14 protein-coding genes are annotated in these 15,284 nt (G+C 74.3%); 10 read left to right on the top strand and 4 right to left on the bottom strand.

Annotated features, from left to right (window positions below):
- The first annotated feature begins 211 nt into the window (after positions 1-211).
- The 4 genes from mraY (at position 212) to murG (ending at position 5,114) form a co-directional block, all read left to right on the top strand.
- Positions 212-1,282, top strand: a complete 1,071-nt coding sequence (gene mraY, locus BL253_RS13640; RefSeq protein ID WP_076816942.1) for a phospho-N-acetylmuramoyl-pentapeptide-transferase — start codon at positions 212-214, stop codon at positions 1,280-1,282.
- Between the two features lie 142 nt (positions 1,283-1,424).
- Positions 1,425-1,598, top strand: coding sequence for a hypothetical protein (locus tag BL253_RS13635; RefSeq protein ID WP_420801656.1), 174 nt, complete (start codon positions 1,425-1,427; stop codon positions 1,596-1,598).
- Positions 1,599-1,896: 298 nt separating this feature from the next.
- A complete protein-coding gene (gene ftsW / locus BL253_RS13630) occupies positions 1,897-3,858 on the top strand; it encodes a putative lipid II flippase FtsW (protein ID WP_241834764.1) in 1,962 nt (653 codons plus the stop codon).
- A gap of 125 nt (positions 3,859-3,983) precedes the next feature.
- Complete coding sequence (murG, locus tag BL253_RS13625) at positions 3,984-5,114, top strand: undecaprenyldiphospho-muramoylpentapeptide beta-N-acetylglucosaminyltransferase (RefSeq protein WP_076816939.1); 1,131 nt, start codon at positions 3,984-3,986, stop codon at positions 5,112-5,114.
- Positions 5,115-5,192: 78 nt separating this feature from the next.
- Here murG and murC read toward each other — a convergent pair whose 3' ends face one another.
- On the bottom strand, positions 5,193-6,683 hold the full coding sequence (gene murC, locus BL253_RS13620) for a UDP-N-acetylmuramate--L-alanine ligase (RefSeq protein WP_076816937.1): 1,491 nt from the start codon (positions 6,681-6,683) through the stop codon (positions 5,193-5,195).
- A gap of 418 nt (positions 6,684-7,101) precedes the next feature.
- Here murC and ftsZ point away from each other — a divergent pair, with 418 nt between their 5' ends.
- From ftsZ to BL253_RS13590, 6 genes are all read left to right on the top strand, one after another.
- Positions 7,102-8,472 (top strand): cell division protein FtsZ, encoded by a 1,371-nt coding sequence (ftsZ, locus tag BL253_RS13615; RefSeq protein ID WP_076816935.1) that lies wholly within the window; start codon positions 7,102-7,104, stop codon positions 8,470-8,472.
- Between the two features lie 83 nt (positions 8,473-8,555).
- The gene (locus tag BL253_RS13610) at positions 8,556-9,356 is read left to right on the top strand and encodes a YggS family pyridoxal phosphate enzyme (RefSeq protein WP_241834763.1); all 801 of its coding nucleotides are present in this window, start codon (positions 8,556-8,558) and stop codon (positions 9,354-9,356) included.
- Between the two features lie 9 nt (positions 9,357-9,365).
- Positions 9,366-9,914, top strand: coding sequence for a cell division protein SepF (locus BL253_RS13605; RefSeq protein ID WP_076816932.1), 549 nt, complete (start codon positions 9,366-9,368; stop codon positions 9,912-9,914).
- A 78-nt stretch (positions 9,915-9,992) separates the two neighbouring features.
- Positions 9,993-10,247, top strand: coding sequence for a YggT family protein (locus BL253_RS13600; protein WP_076816930.1), 255 nt, complete (start codon positions 9,993-9,995; stop codon positions 10,245-10,247).
- Between the two features lie 93 nt (positions 10,248-10,340).
- Positions 10,341-11,282, top strand: a complete 942-nt coding sequence (locus BL253_RS13595) for a DivIVA domain-containing protein (RefSeq protein ID WP_076816928.1) — start codon at positions 10,341-10,343, stop codon at positions 11,280-11,282.
- Positions 11,283-11,618: 336 nt separating this feature from the next.
- Complete coding sequence (locus tag BL253_RS13590) at positions 11,619-11,894, top strand: hypothetical protein (RefSeq protein ID WP_241834762.1); 276 nt, start codon at positions 11,619-11,621, stop codon at positions 11,892-11,894.
- 68 nt (positions 11,895-11,962) lie between these two features.
- Here BL253_RS13590 and BL253_RS40295 read toward each other — a convergent pair whose 3' ends face one another.
- The 3 genes from BL253_RS40295 to lspA all read right to left on the bottom strand — a co-directional run bounded on the left by BL253_RS40295 (position 11,963) and on the right by lspA (position 15,155).
- A complete protein-coding gene (locus BL253_RS40295; RefSeq protein WP_096335992.1) occupies positions 11,963-13,099 on the bottom strand; it encodes a hypothetical protein in 1,137 nt (378 codons plus the stop codon).
- Between the two features lie 233 nt (positions 13,100-13,332).
- The gene (locus BL253_RS13580) at positions 13,333-14,280 is read right to left on the bottom strand and encodes an RluA family pseudouridine synthase (protein ID WP_081438287.1); all 948 of its coding nucleotides are present in this window, start codon (positions 14,278-14,280) and stop codon (positions 13,333-13,335) included.
- Positions 14,277-15,155 carry a signal peptidase II gene (gene lspA, locus BL253_RS13575; RefSeq protein ID WP_076816926.1) on the bottom strand — a complete coding sequence of 293 codons (879 nt, stop codon included), beginning with the start codon at positions 15,153-15,155 and terminating at the stop codon, positions 14,277-14,279. Before lspA ends, BL253_RS13580 begins: the two co-directional genes overlap by 4 nt.
- Positions 15,156-15,284: the final 129 nt, after the last annotated feature.

Here is a 15,284-nt window from a genome sequence, read left to right as displayed (position 1 = left end):
GGGAGGTCGTGATCTGGGAGGTCCGGAAACGAATATCTGGAAGGTCTGCTGGGAGGTCGGCGATCGGGCCGGGCTCGCGGGGGCGACAGGAAGGCACAGACGGCGGAAGAGACGCCGTGATCGAGGGGACGTGGGAAAGGGTGTTTAGCAGGGCCCGCGGGCCACAGGACGCGCCGGCAGCCCCGAGGGCCGCCGACCGGGGCGGCCACGGGTGAGGGGTGTTCTTGTCGCGGCCTCGGTCGCGTTGGTGGTGTCGCTGCTCGGCACGCCGTGGGTGATCCGGCTCTTCCGCCGCCAGGGGTATGGCCAGGAGATCCGCGAGGACGGCCCGTCGACCCACCTGAAGAAGCGCGGGACGCCGACCATGGGCGGCACCGTCATCGTCACCGCCACGCTGATCGGCTATTTCGTCACGCACCTGGTCACCGGCGCCGGGTTCACCGCGTCCGGCCTGCTGGTGCTGATGGTGATGACCGGACTCGGCGGGGTTGGCTTCCTCGACGACTACATCAAGATCCGCAAGCAGCGCAGCCTCGGCCTGACCGCGCGGACGAAGTTCGCCGGCCAGGCGATCGTCGCGCTCGCGTTCGGCCTGCTGGCCGTGCGGTTCAAGAACGCGAACGGGCTCCTGCCCGGCTCCACGTTCATCTCCGTCATCCGGGACACCGACATCTCCATCGGCATCGTCGGCTTCCCGCTGCTCGCCTGGATGGTCATCGCGGCGACGTCGAACGCGGTGAACCTGACCGACGGCCTCGACGGGCTCGCGGCCGGCACGTCGGCGATGGTCTTCGGCGCCTACGTGGTGATCTCGTTCTGGCAGTTCGGCAACCTGTGCGAGCCGGGCAACCTGGAGGCCGGCTGCTACCTCGTGCGCGACCCGCTCGACGTCGCGCTGGTCGCGGCGTCGGCGATGGGCTCCTGCTTCGGCTTCCTGTGGTGGAACGCCAGCCCGGCGAAGATCTTCATGGGGGACACCGGCTCGCTCGCGCTCGGCGGCGCGTTCGCCAGCATCGCGATCGTCAGCCGCACCGAGCTGCTGCTGTTCGTCCTCGGCGGGCTGTTCGTCATCGAGACGGTGTCGGTCATCGTGCAGGTCGCGGGCTTCAAGCTGACCAGGAAACGCGTGTTCAACATGGCGCCGATCCATCACCACTTCGAGCTCGCCGACTGGCCGGAGACGACCGTGATCATCCGGTTCTGGATCGTCTCCGGGCTCGCGGTCGCGTTCGGGCTCGGTCTGTTCTACGCCGAGTTCCTCTCTCATGGCGGCAGCCTGTGAGCGCGGGGCCGCGAGGCCGGTGAGCCGCCGCCGGCCCGGGGACCGGCCGGGTGCCGTGCTCCTGATCGGGCGTCAGGCGGGCGAGATCATGACGGCTCTCGCCCGACACGCCCCCGATGTCCCCGTGGAAAGGGCCACGGGCATGGACGATGCGGTGGAGGCCGCGGCGCGTCCGGCTGGGACGGGCGACACGGTCCTGCCCGCGTCCGCCGCCGCCTCGCTGGACATGTTCCATGACTGCGCCGAACGTGGCGATCTGATCGCCGCGGCGGCCAGTCGCCGCAGGGCCCGGGGGACCGTTACCCCGGAAAGATAGGGCCGGGGGCCGCGGGGCCGATCCCCGCAGCGACGGAGTCGAGGAGGCTGGCGGCAGCGTGCGCGAGGCGCCGAGCTCCAGGTCGGGTGCCGGGTCCGGCGGAGCCGGTTCCGGCTCCGGTTCGGCGTCCGGCCAACGCGCCCGTGCCAGACCCACCGTGGCCACCCGCGCCGGCGCGCCGCGGGCCGGGTCGGCCACGCGCCCCCGCGCCTCCGCCGGTGACGAGGGCCCCGCCGGCGGCCAGGCTCGCCCGGCGCGGCGCGACGGACAGGGACAGGGACAGGGACAGTCCCGGGATGTGCGTGCCGGCACTCGGGACAAGCCGCCCGGGGCGCCAGGGGCGGGCGGCCCGCCGGCCGCGTCGGGGAGGCGGGCGACCAACCTGCGTGACGCGATGGCGCCGGCCGTGCGCCGTCCCGGGGCGCCGTCCGGATCGGGTTCCCGGGTTCGTGAGACGCCGGCCCCGACGCGCCCGGCCGGCGAGGAGACCGGCCGGCCGCCGCGGCGGCGCTCACCGAGCGGCGACGCGGCTGGCAGCTCGGCCGATCGGGCCGGCGCGGCCAGGAGCGGCGCGGCCAGGGCCGTCGCGCTTCGGCCCGGACAACGGCGGCCCCTGCTGCGCCCGGTGCCGGACCTCGATGCCCAGGGCTCGGCGCTGGCGAAGCTGCCGCTGCTGGAGCGGCCGTTGGCCTCCTACTACCTGCTCGGCTCGTCGGCCGGGCTGTTGCTGCTGCTCGGCCTGGTCATGGTGCTCTCGGCGTCGAACGTGCGCTCGTACGAGGCATTTGGCTCCTCCTATACGATCTTCGTCCGGCAGGCCACCTGGATGGGCATCGGCCTGCCTGTGCTGCTCGCCGCGAGCCGGATGCCGGCGCGGGTCTTCCGCCGGGTCTCGTATCCGCTGATGGCGCTCACCCTGCTGCTTCTCCTGGCGGTGCTCTCGCCGCTGGGGGTGTCGTCCAACGGCGCCCAGCGCTGGCTCGGCCTCGGCTCGCTGAGCCTGCAGCCGAGCGAGCTGGCCAAGCTCGCGCTGGTGCTCTGGTCGGCCGACCTGCTGACCAGGAAGCGCCGGCTGCTCGGCGACTGGAAACACCTGATCATTCCGATCGTGCCGGTGACGGCGCTGGTCGGCGGCCTGATCATGCTGCAGCCCGACATGGGCACGACAATCGTCGTCTTCTCGGTGCTGTTCGTCGTCCTGTGGGTGGTGGGCACGCCCGGCCGGGTCTTCGGCGGCCTGCTCGGCGCGATCGGGGTCGTGGGCACCATCCTCGCCGTGATCTCGCCGTACCGGCTGGAGCGGCTGTTGTCCTACCGAGACCCGTTCGACAAGGCCCAGACCACCGGCTGGCAGGCCGTCCACGGGATCTACGCGCTGGCCTCGGGCGGCTGGTGGGGCGAGGGCCTGGGGGCGTCCCGGCAGAAGTGGCCCGACCTGCTGCCCGCCTCGTACACCGACTTCATCCTCGCGATCATCGGCGAGGAGCTGGGCCTGCTCGGTTGCCTGCTCGTGGTGATCCTCTTCGGCGTCTTCGGCTACGCGGGGCTGCGAGTGGCGCACCGTAGCGACAACCAGTTCGTGCGCCTCGCCGCCGCCGGGTCGACGGGCTGGATCCTCACCCAGGCCGTCGTGAACATGGGCGCGGTCGTCGGGCTGCTGCCGATCACCGGCATCCCGCTGCCGCTGGTCTCGTTCGGCGGCTCGTCCCTGGTGCCGACCATGCTCTCGATCGGCATGCTGCTCGCGTTCGCCCGCTCGGAGCCGGCGGCCGCCCGGCTGCTGGCCGAGCGTGCCCGCGAGCGGCGGGAGGCCCGCCGCGCCCGCCAGGGCCGCCGCGGCTCCGGCCGCCCGCGCACTGGAGGCCGCGAGGCACCAGCCGGCACCCGCGCCACGCGTCGCCCCGACCGCGCCGCTCAGGAGAGCAACCCCGCCAGAGGCGCCAGAGGTGCCGGCGGCAAGGACGGCCGCCGTGGAGACGGCCGCCGTGGAGACGGCCGGCGCGCGAGGGAACGAGACCCGTCCGCGGGTGCCCGCGCTGGCGCCGACGGCGCGAGGGACGCTCGCCCGGCGCGGTCGCCGCAGCGCCCGCGCTCCGGATCCGCCTCTTCGGCCCGCCGCGCGCCGCGTGTCCGGTCAGGCGAGGACGGCGCCAGGAGCGCCCCCGCCGCGAGGAAGGCCGCCTCCCCCCAGCCCGTCGAGCCGGGGCCCTACCGGCGCCCCCGGCGCCCGGATCCCGACGGGCCGCCCGCCGCCGGCTGAGCCCGCCGTGGCCGGTGGACCAGGCTGTGGCCGGGCGTGGCCGCCAGGCCGGGCACACGGGGAGTCGACGGGTATAGCGGGCCGGCCGCTCCGGGTGGCCGGCCGGTGTGCCATCGTGAGAGCCGATGCTGAAGAGTGTGCTGCTCGCCGGCGGCGGTACGGCCGGCCATGTCGAACCCGCGCTCGCGGTCGCGGACGCGCTGCGCGCGGCCGATCCGCGGATCCGGCTGACCCTCCTCGGGACCGAGACCGGCATGGAGGCGCGCGTCGTGCCCGCGCGTGGCTACGAGCTGGCGACCGTTCCGAAGGTGCCGCTGCCCCGGCGCCCGTCCAGGCAGGTGCTCACCGTGCCCGGCCGGCTCGCGGGCGCCATCTCCCGCGCCGGCGGGATCATCACCGAGACCCATGCCGACGTCGTCATCGGTTTCGGGGGCTATGTCTCCGTGCCCGCCTACCTGGCCGCCCGCCGCCGCGGGGTCCCGATCGTCGTCCACGAGGCCAACCCGCTGCCCGGGGTGGCCAACCGGCTCGGTGCCCGGCTCACCTCGCATGTCGCCATCTCCTACCCGGGGACGCCGCTGCGCGGCGGCAGGCTCACCGGCATCCCGCTGCGCGCGGAGATCCTCACCCTCGACCGGTCCCCGGCCGCCATGCGCGCCGCCAGGGCCCGTTACCGCCTCGACCCGCACCGCCCCACCCTGCTCGTCTTCGGTGGCTCGCAGGGCGCCCGCTCGCTCAACCAGGCGATGGCGGGGGCCGCCCGGGCGCTCACCCAGTCCGGGGTGCAGGTGCTGCACGCCACCGGCCCGAAGAACTTCGACGAGGTGGCGGCGGCGCTGCCGCCCGGTCTGCCCGCGCCCTACGTGCTGGTGCCCTACCTGGACCACATCCCGTCGGCCTACGCCGCCGCGGACCTGGTGCTGTGCCGGTCCGGGGCGATGACCTGCGCGGAGCTCGCCGCGGTGGGCCTGCCGGCCGTCTACGTGCCGCTGCCGCATGGCAACGGCGAGCAGCGGCGCAACGCCCTGCCGACGGTCGAGGCCGGCGGCGGGCTGCTCGTCGACGACGCGGAGCTGTCCGCCGACTGGATCGCGCGTGAGGTGCTGCCGGTGCTCACGGTGCCGGAGCGGCTGGCGAAGATGAGCGCCGCCTGCGCCGGCATGGGCCACCCCGAGGCCGCCCAGACGATCGTCGCGATGATCCACGAGGCCGCCGCGTCCCGCCGCCGCGCCGGCGGCCGCCACGCCGCCCACTGACACGCGGCGGAACACACCGCACACCGACCCGCCGGACGTCGACGCCCGGGCCGCGCGCCCGGACGTCGCCCGCGCGGGTCAGTGGGCGAGGGTCAGCCCGGCGAGCAGGTGGGGGCCAAGCTCGGTGATCGTGCCGGCGCCGAGGGTCAGCAGCAGGACGTCGTGGCCGGGCAGGTCGGCGGCCAGACGCGCGGGCAGCTCGGCCCGGCCGACGTAGCTCGTGTCGGCGGGGGTGCGCACCCGCTTGGCGAGGTCAGCGGAGTGCAGGCCGAGGTCGTCATGCTCCCTGGCGGCGTAGATGTCGGTGACGTAGAGCCGGTCGGCGTCGACGAAGGAGACGGCGAAGTCGTCCAGCAGCGCCGCGAGGCGGCTGTAGGTGTGCGGCTCGACGACGGCCCAGACCTCCCGGCCGGCGGCCTTCTGCCGGGCGGCGGCGAGCGTCACCCGGATCTCGGTCGGATGGTGGGCGTAGTCGTCGATCACCTCGACCGTGCCGCCGGCACCCGGCAGGTCCGCCGCGCCGACGCGCTGGAAGCGCCGGGCGGCCCCGGTGTAGCCGGCCAACGCCGAGAGCGCCGCCTCGACGGGCACCCCGAGCTCGCCCGTGGCGGCCAGCACCGCGAGCGCGTTGAGGACCGTGTGCCGGCCCGGCAGCGCCAGGCGCAGCGTGCCGACCGGCTCCCCGTCGCGCAGCACGGTGGCCCGTGTCACGACGGCCGGCGCGTCCCCGGGGATCCCGCTCAGGTCCTGGCTGCCCGCGGACCCACCAGTGGTGCCATCGACGGCCGTGACGTCCGTCGCGCGCCAGGTGAGGCCGTCGCCCAGGCCGTAGCGCACGACCCGCGGGCCGCCGCCCGGCTGCTCGGCCAGGGCGCTGAGCACGGAGGCGACCCCAGGGTCGTCGCCACAGGCCACCAGGACGCCACCCGGGCGGACCCGGGCGGTGAAGGCGGCGAACGTCGCCCGCACGGCCGCCTCGTCGGGAAAGAGGTCCGGGTGCTCCCACTCCACGTTCGTGACCACGGCGAGCGCCGGGTCCAGCGCGCCGAAGGCACCGCCGTACTCGTCGGCCTCCAGCACGAACAGCTCGCCGGAGCCGACCAGCGCCCCGCCGCCGAGCTGCGGCACCTCGGCGCCGATCACCGCAGTCGGGTCGGCGCCCGCGGCGCGCAGCGCGAGGGTCAGCATCGCGGAGGTGGTCGTCTTGCCGTGCGAGCCGGCGACGGCGACGAGCTGGTAGCCGGAGGTCAGTTCGGGCAGCCAGTCGGAGCGGCGGCGCACCGGCAGGCCGGCGGCCCGCGCGGCCGCGACCTCGGGATGGTCGTCGCCCAGGGCGCTGGAGGCCACGACGACGTCCACGCCGGCGAGTTCGGCCGCCAACTCCGCCGGGCCGGGTACGGCGCCGGTGCGCACCCGGGCGCCCAGTGCCCGCAGCGCCTCGACCCGCGCCGAGGGCTCCTGGTCGCTGCCGGAGACGAGATGGCCGCGGGCCAACGCGATCCGGGCCAGCGGGGCAAGGCCCGAGCCGCCGATACCGAGGAAGTGCACACGCGTGCTCACGGACGCCATCCTCCTCCACCGGCTGGCCAGCCAGCGGTTCGGCTCGCGACCGGTGCGGGCGGCCGCTCGCCCATGGCTGGCGAGGACATCGCACCGGAGCCAGCTACCAGGGGCGGGGAGGAGGAAGCGGACAGATGGGGATGCCCGCCGGGAGGGGAACCATGCGTGTGGAGGGTGTGACGAACGGGACGGCGAATTCCATCGGTTGACTCGCCGGGAGGTTCCTTGACCCATGCGGACGCCATGCCTACTGTCCAACCACAGTCGCAAGTTGACATAACTCTAACCGTCTAGTGGACGGTGAAGGTTGGAGCTCGGCGGCTACTTCTCCCGTCTCGTCCCGGTGGAGCCGTCCCGACGGTCCTGCCGTGCGAGCCGGGCGTATGCCCGCCCGCCCCACCGACGCCGCTGGAGGACCGACCCCGCAATGGCTGCCCCGCAGAACTACCTAGCGGTCATCAAGGTTGTCGGCATTGGTGGTGGCGGCGTCAACGCCGTGAACCGCATGATCGAGGTCGGTCTCAAGGGCGTCGAGTTCATCGCCATCAACACCGACGCCCAGGCGCTGCTGATGAGCGACGCCGACGTGAAGCTGGACGTCGGCAGGGAGCTCACCCGTGGCCTCGGCGCCGGCGCCGACCCGGAGGTCGGCCGGCAGGCGGCCGAGGACCACCGCGAGGAGATCGAGGAGGTCCTCAAGGGGGCCGACATGGTCTTCGTCACGGCGGGCGAGGGCGGCGGGACCGGCACCGGCGGGGCGCCGGTCGTGGCGAACGTCGCGCGCTCGCTGGGCGCGCTCACGATCGGCGTGGTGACCCGGCCGTTCACCTTCGAGGGCCGCCGCCGCGCGAACCAGGCCGATGCCGGCATCGACACGCTGCGCAACGAGGTCGACACCCTCATCGTCATCCCGAACGACCGCCTGCTGGCGATGACCGACCGCGACATCAGCGTGCTCGACGCGTTCCGCAGCGCCGACCAGGTTCTGCTCTCCGGTGTCCAGGGCATCACCGACCTGATCACGACGCCAGGTCTGATCAACCTCGACTTCGCCGACGTCAAGACGGTCATGTCGCACGCCGGCAGCGCGCTCATGGGCATCGGGCGTGCCCGCGGTGACGACCGGGCGACGGTCGCCGCCGAGCAGGCGATCGCCTCGCCGTTGCTCGAGGCCAGCATGGACGGCGCGCAGGGCGTGCTGCTGAACATCTCCGGCGGGTCCGACCTCGGCCTGTTCGAGATCAACGCCGCCGCCGAGCTGGTCGCCGACGCCGCCCACCCCGAGGCGAACATCATCTTCGGTGCCGTGATCGACGACGCGCTCGGCGACGAGGTACGGGTCACCGTCATCGCCGCCGGCTTCGACACGGTGCCCGACCGCCGTGCGAAGGGCATCGCCCCGCAGCGCGCGCGGCCCACGGCGCCGCCGGCCGCGGCCGCCCCGGCGCCCACGGGCGCGCTGCCGGCGATCCCCGTGGTGGCCCCGACGCCGCCGCCCGCGCCGCGGCCGACCCCGAGCTACGCTCCGCCCCTGGGCCCGCCGCCGGCCGCGCCGCAGCCCGCGCCGCCGCAGTACATCCCCGAGCCGCTGGACCCACAGCCGGACCTGGACGAGCCGCCGGCCCGCTATGCCGCCCAGCACGCGCCCGGCGAAGGCCAGGGGCCGGGGGGCGGCTACGGGGCCGACCCGGCCGGCGTCCGCCCGGGAGCGCGGCCGAGCTACCCGCCGCCCCGGCGGCCGGTCCGGCCGATCGCCGACGAGGATGACGAGCTGGACGTCCCCGACTTCCTCAAGTAGCCGGATCTGCGCCGTTCACCGACCGGGCCGGCGGTGTCCCGACCGGCCCGGACAGCGAACGGGAGGGGCCGGCGGGTGTGACGGTGACGTCGGATGCTGACCTGGCGCGGCTGCGGGCGAACCTGGGCGAGGTCCGGGAGCGGATCACCGTGGCGGCGCGCGCCGCGGGCCGTGAGCCGGCCGAGCTCACGCTCATCGCCGTGAGCAAGACCTGGCCCGCCGCGGACGTGTTGACGCTGCACGCGCTGGGCGTCACGCACTTCGCGGAGAACCGTGAGCAGGAGGCGGCCCCGAAGGTCGCGGACGTGCTGTCCCGGCTGGGCGCGGCTGGGACCCCGGGCGCGGCCGGGGGACTGGATGCGGCCGGGGACGAGGACATGCCTGGGACCGCGGCCCGGTTGCCCAAAGGGGCGCCCTTGTGGCATTTCGTCGGTCAGTTGCAGCGGAACAAGGCGAACGCGGTCGCCCGCTGGGCCGACTGGGTGCAGTCCGTCGACCGGCCGGAACTGGTCACGAGCCTGTCCAGAGCGGCGGCGAGCCGGGGCCGTATGATCGCGGTCTGCGTCCAGGTGTGTCTGGACACACCCGGCACGACCGGCCGGGGCGGCGCGGCTCCGGGCGATGTCGCCCGGATGACAGATCTCGTCGCCGAGGCCCCGGGGCTGCGGCTCGCGGGTGTGATGGCGGTGGCTCCCCGGGGGGAACCCCCACAGCCGGCGTTTGCCCGGTTACGAAGAGTCGCCGAAGGGGTGTGGCGGAACCACCCCGAGGCGCGGGTCATCAGTGCCGGAATGTCGGGCGATCTTGAGGCCGCGGTGGCCGAAGGCGCGACACACCTACGGATCGGCACCGCTTTGTTCGGTGAGCGGCGCCCTGTCCCTTAGAGTCGCGCCATGGGGCTCGGGCGCAGGGCGATGGTCTACCTCGGTCTGGCCGAGGAGGACGACGAATATCTCGACGACTACGACGACGACGATGGTCAGGACGACCGGCAGGATGACCGGCGGGACGTGCGCGAGCCCGTTCCGTTCGACCGGACTGTGCGGCGTATCGACGCACGCGAGGAGCCGCCGACAATGGCCAGACGTTCCTCCTCCGTCGAACCGCTGCGCCCCTCCGGACCCGTTCCGATGCGGAGGGTAGCGGCCGTCGAGGAAGCATCCCCCTACCGGATCACAACGCTCCAGCCGCGGAGCTACAATGACGCCCGTCAGATCGGTGAGGAGTTCAGGGACGGCACGCCCGTCATCATGAACCTCACCGAGATGGACGACGTCGAGGCCAAGCGGCTGATCGACTTCGCCGCTGGACTGATCTTCGGTCTGCACGGGAGGATCGAGAGGGTGACCAACAAGGTCTTCCTCCTGACCCCCTCGAACGTCGAGGTCACCGAGAGCGACAAGCGTCGTATCGCCGAAGGTGGCTTCTACAACCAGTCCTGACGCCGCGGTGCCTGACCGCTGGCGTCCGCCAGGCAGGGAGAGGCAGCCATAAGCATCTTCGGCACYGTGATCTACTGGGTGCTGACCGCGTACCTCCTGCTCCTGATAGCGCGGATGGTCATCGACCTGCTGCAGTCGGTGAGTCGCTCCTTCCGACCCACCGGCCCGTGGGTGGTGCTCTGCGAGGTCGTCTATACGGCCACGGACCCGCCGTTACGATTGCTGCGGCGCTTCATCCCGCCGCTGCGCGTGGGGGCTGTGGCCTTCGACCTCGGTTTCCTGCTGTTGTTCATCGTGATCGTGGTGTTGCAGAACTATKCGACGAGGTTGTGACGGGGTCGTGTGCACACCGCTGACACGAGCGCGGGAGACTGCCCGTAGACCGCCCTCTCTTCGGGGAGCGGCGATGCCGCAAGAGGAGGCGACGTGGCGCTGACACCACAGGATGTGCAGAACAAGGTCTTCAGCCCGACGAGGTTCCGGACCGGGTACAACGAGGACGAAGTCGACACCTTCCTCGACGAGGTCGAGGCCGAGCTGACGCGACTGCTGGACGAGAACTCCGACACGCGCCGCCAGCTCGACGAGGCGCGCCGCACCGGTGGCGGCGGCCCCGGTGTGCCCCCCCAGATCCTGGAAGAGAACCAGCAGCTGCGCCGGCAGCTCGACGACGCCCGCAGGGCGGCGGCCCAGGCCCAGGCCGCCGCCCAGCAGGCGCAGGCACAGGCGCAGGCGGCTGCCGCCCGAGGCCCGTCCACCTCACCGGTGCCCATCCCCGGCGGAGCCACCCAGGTCATGCCCGCCGTCGGCCAGCGCGGCGGCGGCAACGTGCCCGCCACGACCGGCTCCCAGGGCGCCCAGCTCGACGCCGAGATCGAGCAGCGGGTCGCCCGCACCCTGGTGCTCGCCCAGCGGACCGCCGACGAGGCGCTGCGTGAGGCGCGCACCGAGTCGGAACGGGCCCGCCGCGAGGCGCGCTCGGACGCCGACCGCATCCTCGCGGAGGCACGGGCGCACGTGGCCGAGCAGCTCGGCGGTCTGGAGGAGGACAAGCGCCGCCTCGAGGGCCAGGTCGAGCAGCTGCGCGCGTTCGAGCGTGAGTACCGCACCCGGCTGCGGGCCTACCTGGAGATGCAGCTGCGTGACCTCGACGGCATGCCGACCCAGCCGGCCGTCGGCGCCGGCGGCCCACCCCGCCCGGGCCTGAACCCGGGTCAGGGCGGCCAGCAGCAGCCCCAGCAGCCCCAGCCCGCGGGCGTCGGGGTGCCGGCCGCGGCCTACCAGGCCGGCCCGCCCGCCATGGGCGGCCAGAACGGTGTCAACCACGCGGAGCGCGACCCGCGCGCCGGCGGCATGCAGGAGTTCTGACCCCCTGGCTCACTGACCCCCTGGCTCACTGACCCAGCCAGGGTTCGCCGGGCGGCGGACGATGAACCGTGTCTTCTTCCGGCCGGCGGTCCTCCGGCGCGCACAGGAACTGGTGGTCGCGCCGGCGCTCCTCAGCGGGCGGTGCCGGCCGGCGGTCCTCCGGTCGCCATGAGGTGCCGCGCCGGTTTCGTCGCGTCGCCACGCGGCGGCGCGCTCGGCGCGTGGTCGACGGTGCGGGGTTCTCGCACCTGCCGGCATCGACGGGCGGCCATGGGCGGACGGGGTCGTGGGGCGGGTTCCTGGCGTCTCGCTTCCCGGTGATCGCGGGGCGCGCGCATGAGCGCGCCCGCGTCCGGCTGTCTCCGTCAGCGCCTCACCTGCCGGGACGTCGCCGGCGGGGACAGTGGTGAAACGACGGAGGTGGTCAAAGTGATCGTTCTGAGCGGCGCGGCACTGGTGGTCGCCGCGGTGTTGTTGGCCGTCGGCGTGGTGGGCCCGACCGCCTGCGTCTATGCCTCTTTGGCCTTGATCTTCCTCGCGGCTGGCGTGCTACCGCTGGGCGCCGCCCGGCGGGTCCGCCACGCCGAGGCCCGGGGTCCCGTCAGCTCCTGAGCCGCCTCCGGCGGCCCGCCCGCCACCCGCCAGGTCGGCCGCGGGCGCTCGTCACGGGTGGCCGGGAATCACCAGGACTCGGGGGGCACCGGGATGAAGCGGACGGCGTTCTCCAGGGTGGCGGGTGGGGCGGCGTCGATGACGCGGACCGAAGGGTCCTGACGCAGCGCGAGGAGCCGGCCGGCGGACGCCCGTACGACGGCGGCGAACAGGCAGGAACAGCTCCGGCCGCCGCGCATCGTCTGCGCCTGCGCCGACGCGCGCGCCCGGGCCGCCGGGTCGGTGGTCGTCGCCGATCGCCTCGACGACTCGGCCGCCTGCGCGGCGAGCGCCGCCAGCACATCGTCCACCGGGGTGCGCACCGCCGCCTGGTGCACCGTGCCCGACCCCGGCACGGTGAAGAAGACCTGCGTGACCCGGTAGGTGGCGAGAAGCGCCTGCAGGCCGTCAGGCGTGCGGTAGCCGGCCAGACTCACCACCGCCAGCAGGTCCGCCTCCGGCGCGGCCTCGGCGAGCGCCGCGAGCGACTGATCCGCGCCGCCCACGTAGTCCGCCATCGACTCGCCCGACGTCGGTCCGATCGTCACGCTGGGCACGACGGCCGCGTCGGCCGGCCCGGCCGGTGCGCCGCCCGCCGGGCTTGTCGGCTCGGTGCCGCCCCCGTCGCGGCGCTGGCCGTCCATCCCGGGCAGCAGGGCCGCGGCGGCGCTTAACACGATCATCGCGACGAGGCCGAGGACGGCGATCCGCGCACCGCGCTCCAGCAGTGCCCGGCCGACCGAGGGCTCCTCCGCCGTAGCCACAGCGGAGGATTCCCGCGTGGCGGGGGACGAGCTGGCGCTGGCGTCTGGGCCGGGCGCGCCGCCGCCCGCCGGCCGGGGCCTGGGCGGCGGTCCGGGCCGCCCGGGCAGCAGCCGGGCGCGCAGCACGAGACGCAGCAGGCCCGCCGTGACCGTCCTGCTGGTGGCCGCGGCGGCACCGACCACCGCCTCCAGCGCCTGGCCGGTCCTGGGGACGAGCGCGTCGTCGAGCCGGTCGAGCACCGGCCCGGCCCGGTCCGCCGCCTTCGCGAGCCCGGCGCCGCCGGCCGTCGCGGCCTCCACCACCGTCGCGGTGGCCCGGCGCGTGACCGTGTCCGCCGCGTCGCGCGCCGAACGGGCCCTGAACGACCAGAGGGTGCGCGAAAATGCTCTTCCTTCGCGCACCCGGCCGGGGTTCCTGCCGGATCGCGAAGCCGGGGTTCCTGCCGGATCCGGGGTTCCCGCCGGATCGACGGCGCTTGCGGACGGGGTCCCTGCCGGATCGGCGACAGGGTCCCTGCCGGAGCTGCGAAGCAGATCTGGGAGGTAAGCGATCTGGGAGGTCGTGATCTGGGAGGTCTGCTGGGAGGTCCGATCGTCGCCGGGGTCGCTGGTGCGCACCGTCGGCGGAAGGGGGCTCACGACATCGCCCGGAGCCGCTCCAGCGCCTCGGCCAGGTCCGGCGGGTCGGGGCTCGTGAACGTCACCCGCCGCCCGTCTGCCGGGTGTTCGAACGAGAGCTCGAAGGCATGCAGCCACTGCCGGCGCAGGCCGAGCTTCTCCGCGAGCGTCGGGTCGGCGCCGTAGGCCAGGTCACCGACGCAGGGGTGGCGCAGCGCGGCGAGATGCACCCGGATCTGGTGCGTCCGCCCGGTCTCCAGCCGAACGATCAACAGCGACGCGGCCCGGAACGCCTCATCGGTGTCGTAGTGGGTGATGCTGGGCTTGCCGCCCGCGACGACGGCGAACAGCCCTGGTTTGCGAGGGTGGCGGTCGATCGGGGCGTCGATAGTGCCGCGCAGCGGGTCAGGGTGTCCCTGCGCCACCGCGCGGTAGCGCTTGTCGACGGTCCGCTCCCGGAAGGCCCGCTTGAGCGCCGTGTAGGCGTGCTCGCTCTTCGCGACGGCCATGACCCCGGTCGTGCCGACGTCGAGGCGGTGCACGACCCCCTGACGCTCGGCCGGGCCGGACGTGGAGACCCGGTAGCCCGCGGCGGCCAGCGCGCCGATCACGGTCGGGCCGACGTACCCGGGCGCCGGGTGCGCGGCGACTCCGACCGGTTTGTCGACCACGATGATGTCGTCGTCGTCGTGCAGGATGGTCAGGCCCTCGACCGGTGTCGGCGCCGCCTCGACGGCCGGGCCCGGCGGGGGCGGCAGCTCGACGTCCAGCCAGGCGCCACCGCGGACCCGGTCAGACCGGCCGGGCACCTGGCCGTCGACGCTGACCTGTCCGTCGTCGACCATCGCCGCGGCCACCGTCCGCGAGAGGCCGAACATCCGCGCGAGCGCGGCGTCCAGACGCAGGCCGTCGAGCCCGTCCGGAACCGGCAGGGACCGCCGCTCGCCGGCCCGCACCGCTGTCACTCCCGTCCCGCCGGCTCGGACGGCCTGTCCCGGTCGGGCGCACCCGACGCGTCACCCGTCCCGGCCGTCCCGGCCGGCTCGACTGCCTCGGCCCGCCCGGCAGGGTCCCGCCGGGCCAGGCGGGAGCCGTCGAGGCCGATGCCGAGCGCGGAGAGCGTGACGGCGAGGACGGCGCCGACGACGATCGACGAGTCGGCGACGTTGAAGATCGGCCAGTGGTGCAGGTAGATCCAGTCGACGACGTGGCCGCGCAGCGGTCCGGGTGCGCGCACCAGCCGGTCGATGAGGTTCCCGACCGCGCCGCCGACGATCGCGCCGAGCACCACGGCCCAGCCGCGGGAGCCGAGCTTGCGCGCGGTGAACGCGACCACGACGATCACGGCCACCGCGATGAGACTGAACAGGGCCGTCGCGCCGCCGGCGACGCTGAACGCGGCGCCGGGGTTGCGGGTCAGCCGCAGCTCGAGCACGCCGGGAATCAGCGTGACGGAACCGTGCCCGGTCAGCTTCGCCACCACGATGATCTTCGTGATGGCATCCAGCAGGATCACACCGAGGCTGGTGGCGAGCAGCACCACGACTGGCCGCCGCACGCCCACCACCCGTCCGTCGGACCGGCGGGACGGGGCGGTGTGTGGGGCGGACCCTCCGCCCCCTCCATCCTCCCCGTCATCGCCGGGCCGGGTGACCCCGCCGGGCGCACCGTCTGCCCGCGGCTGCGCGGACTGACCGGCGTGCGCGCCGGTGGCCTTCCCGGCCGCCAGATCGGGGCCCCTGCCCCAGTCCAGGTATGCGCGCGCGATGGAGGTCTCCTCGTCATCGCCCCGCGCCCCCGGCCCGGGTACGTCACCCTCGCTGGTCGGCGCCTCTCCCACGTCGTCAACTGTACGGCTGTCCCGGTGCCGGACGCTTCGCGCCCGCCGCCGGGCGCGGCCGGTCGGGCGCTGGGCGCCCTCCCCGCGTGGTTCCGGACCCTGGCATATGGAGATGGTGGGGCTGAACCA

It is taken from the genome of Pseudofrankia asymbiotica (genome assembly GCF_001983105.1).
In the GTDB taxonomy this organism is placed as follows: Bacteria; Actinomycetota; Actinomycetes; order Frankiales; family Frankiaceae; genus Pseudofrankia; species Pseudofrankia asymbiotica.
The sequence above is the reverse complement of the archived record's forward strand: the minus strand, read 5'-3'. Positions and strand labels throughout refer to the sequence as shown.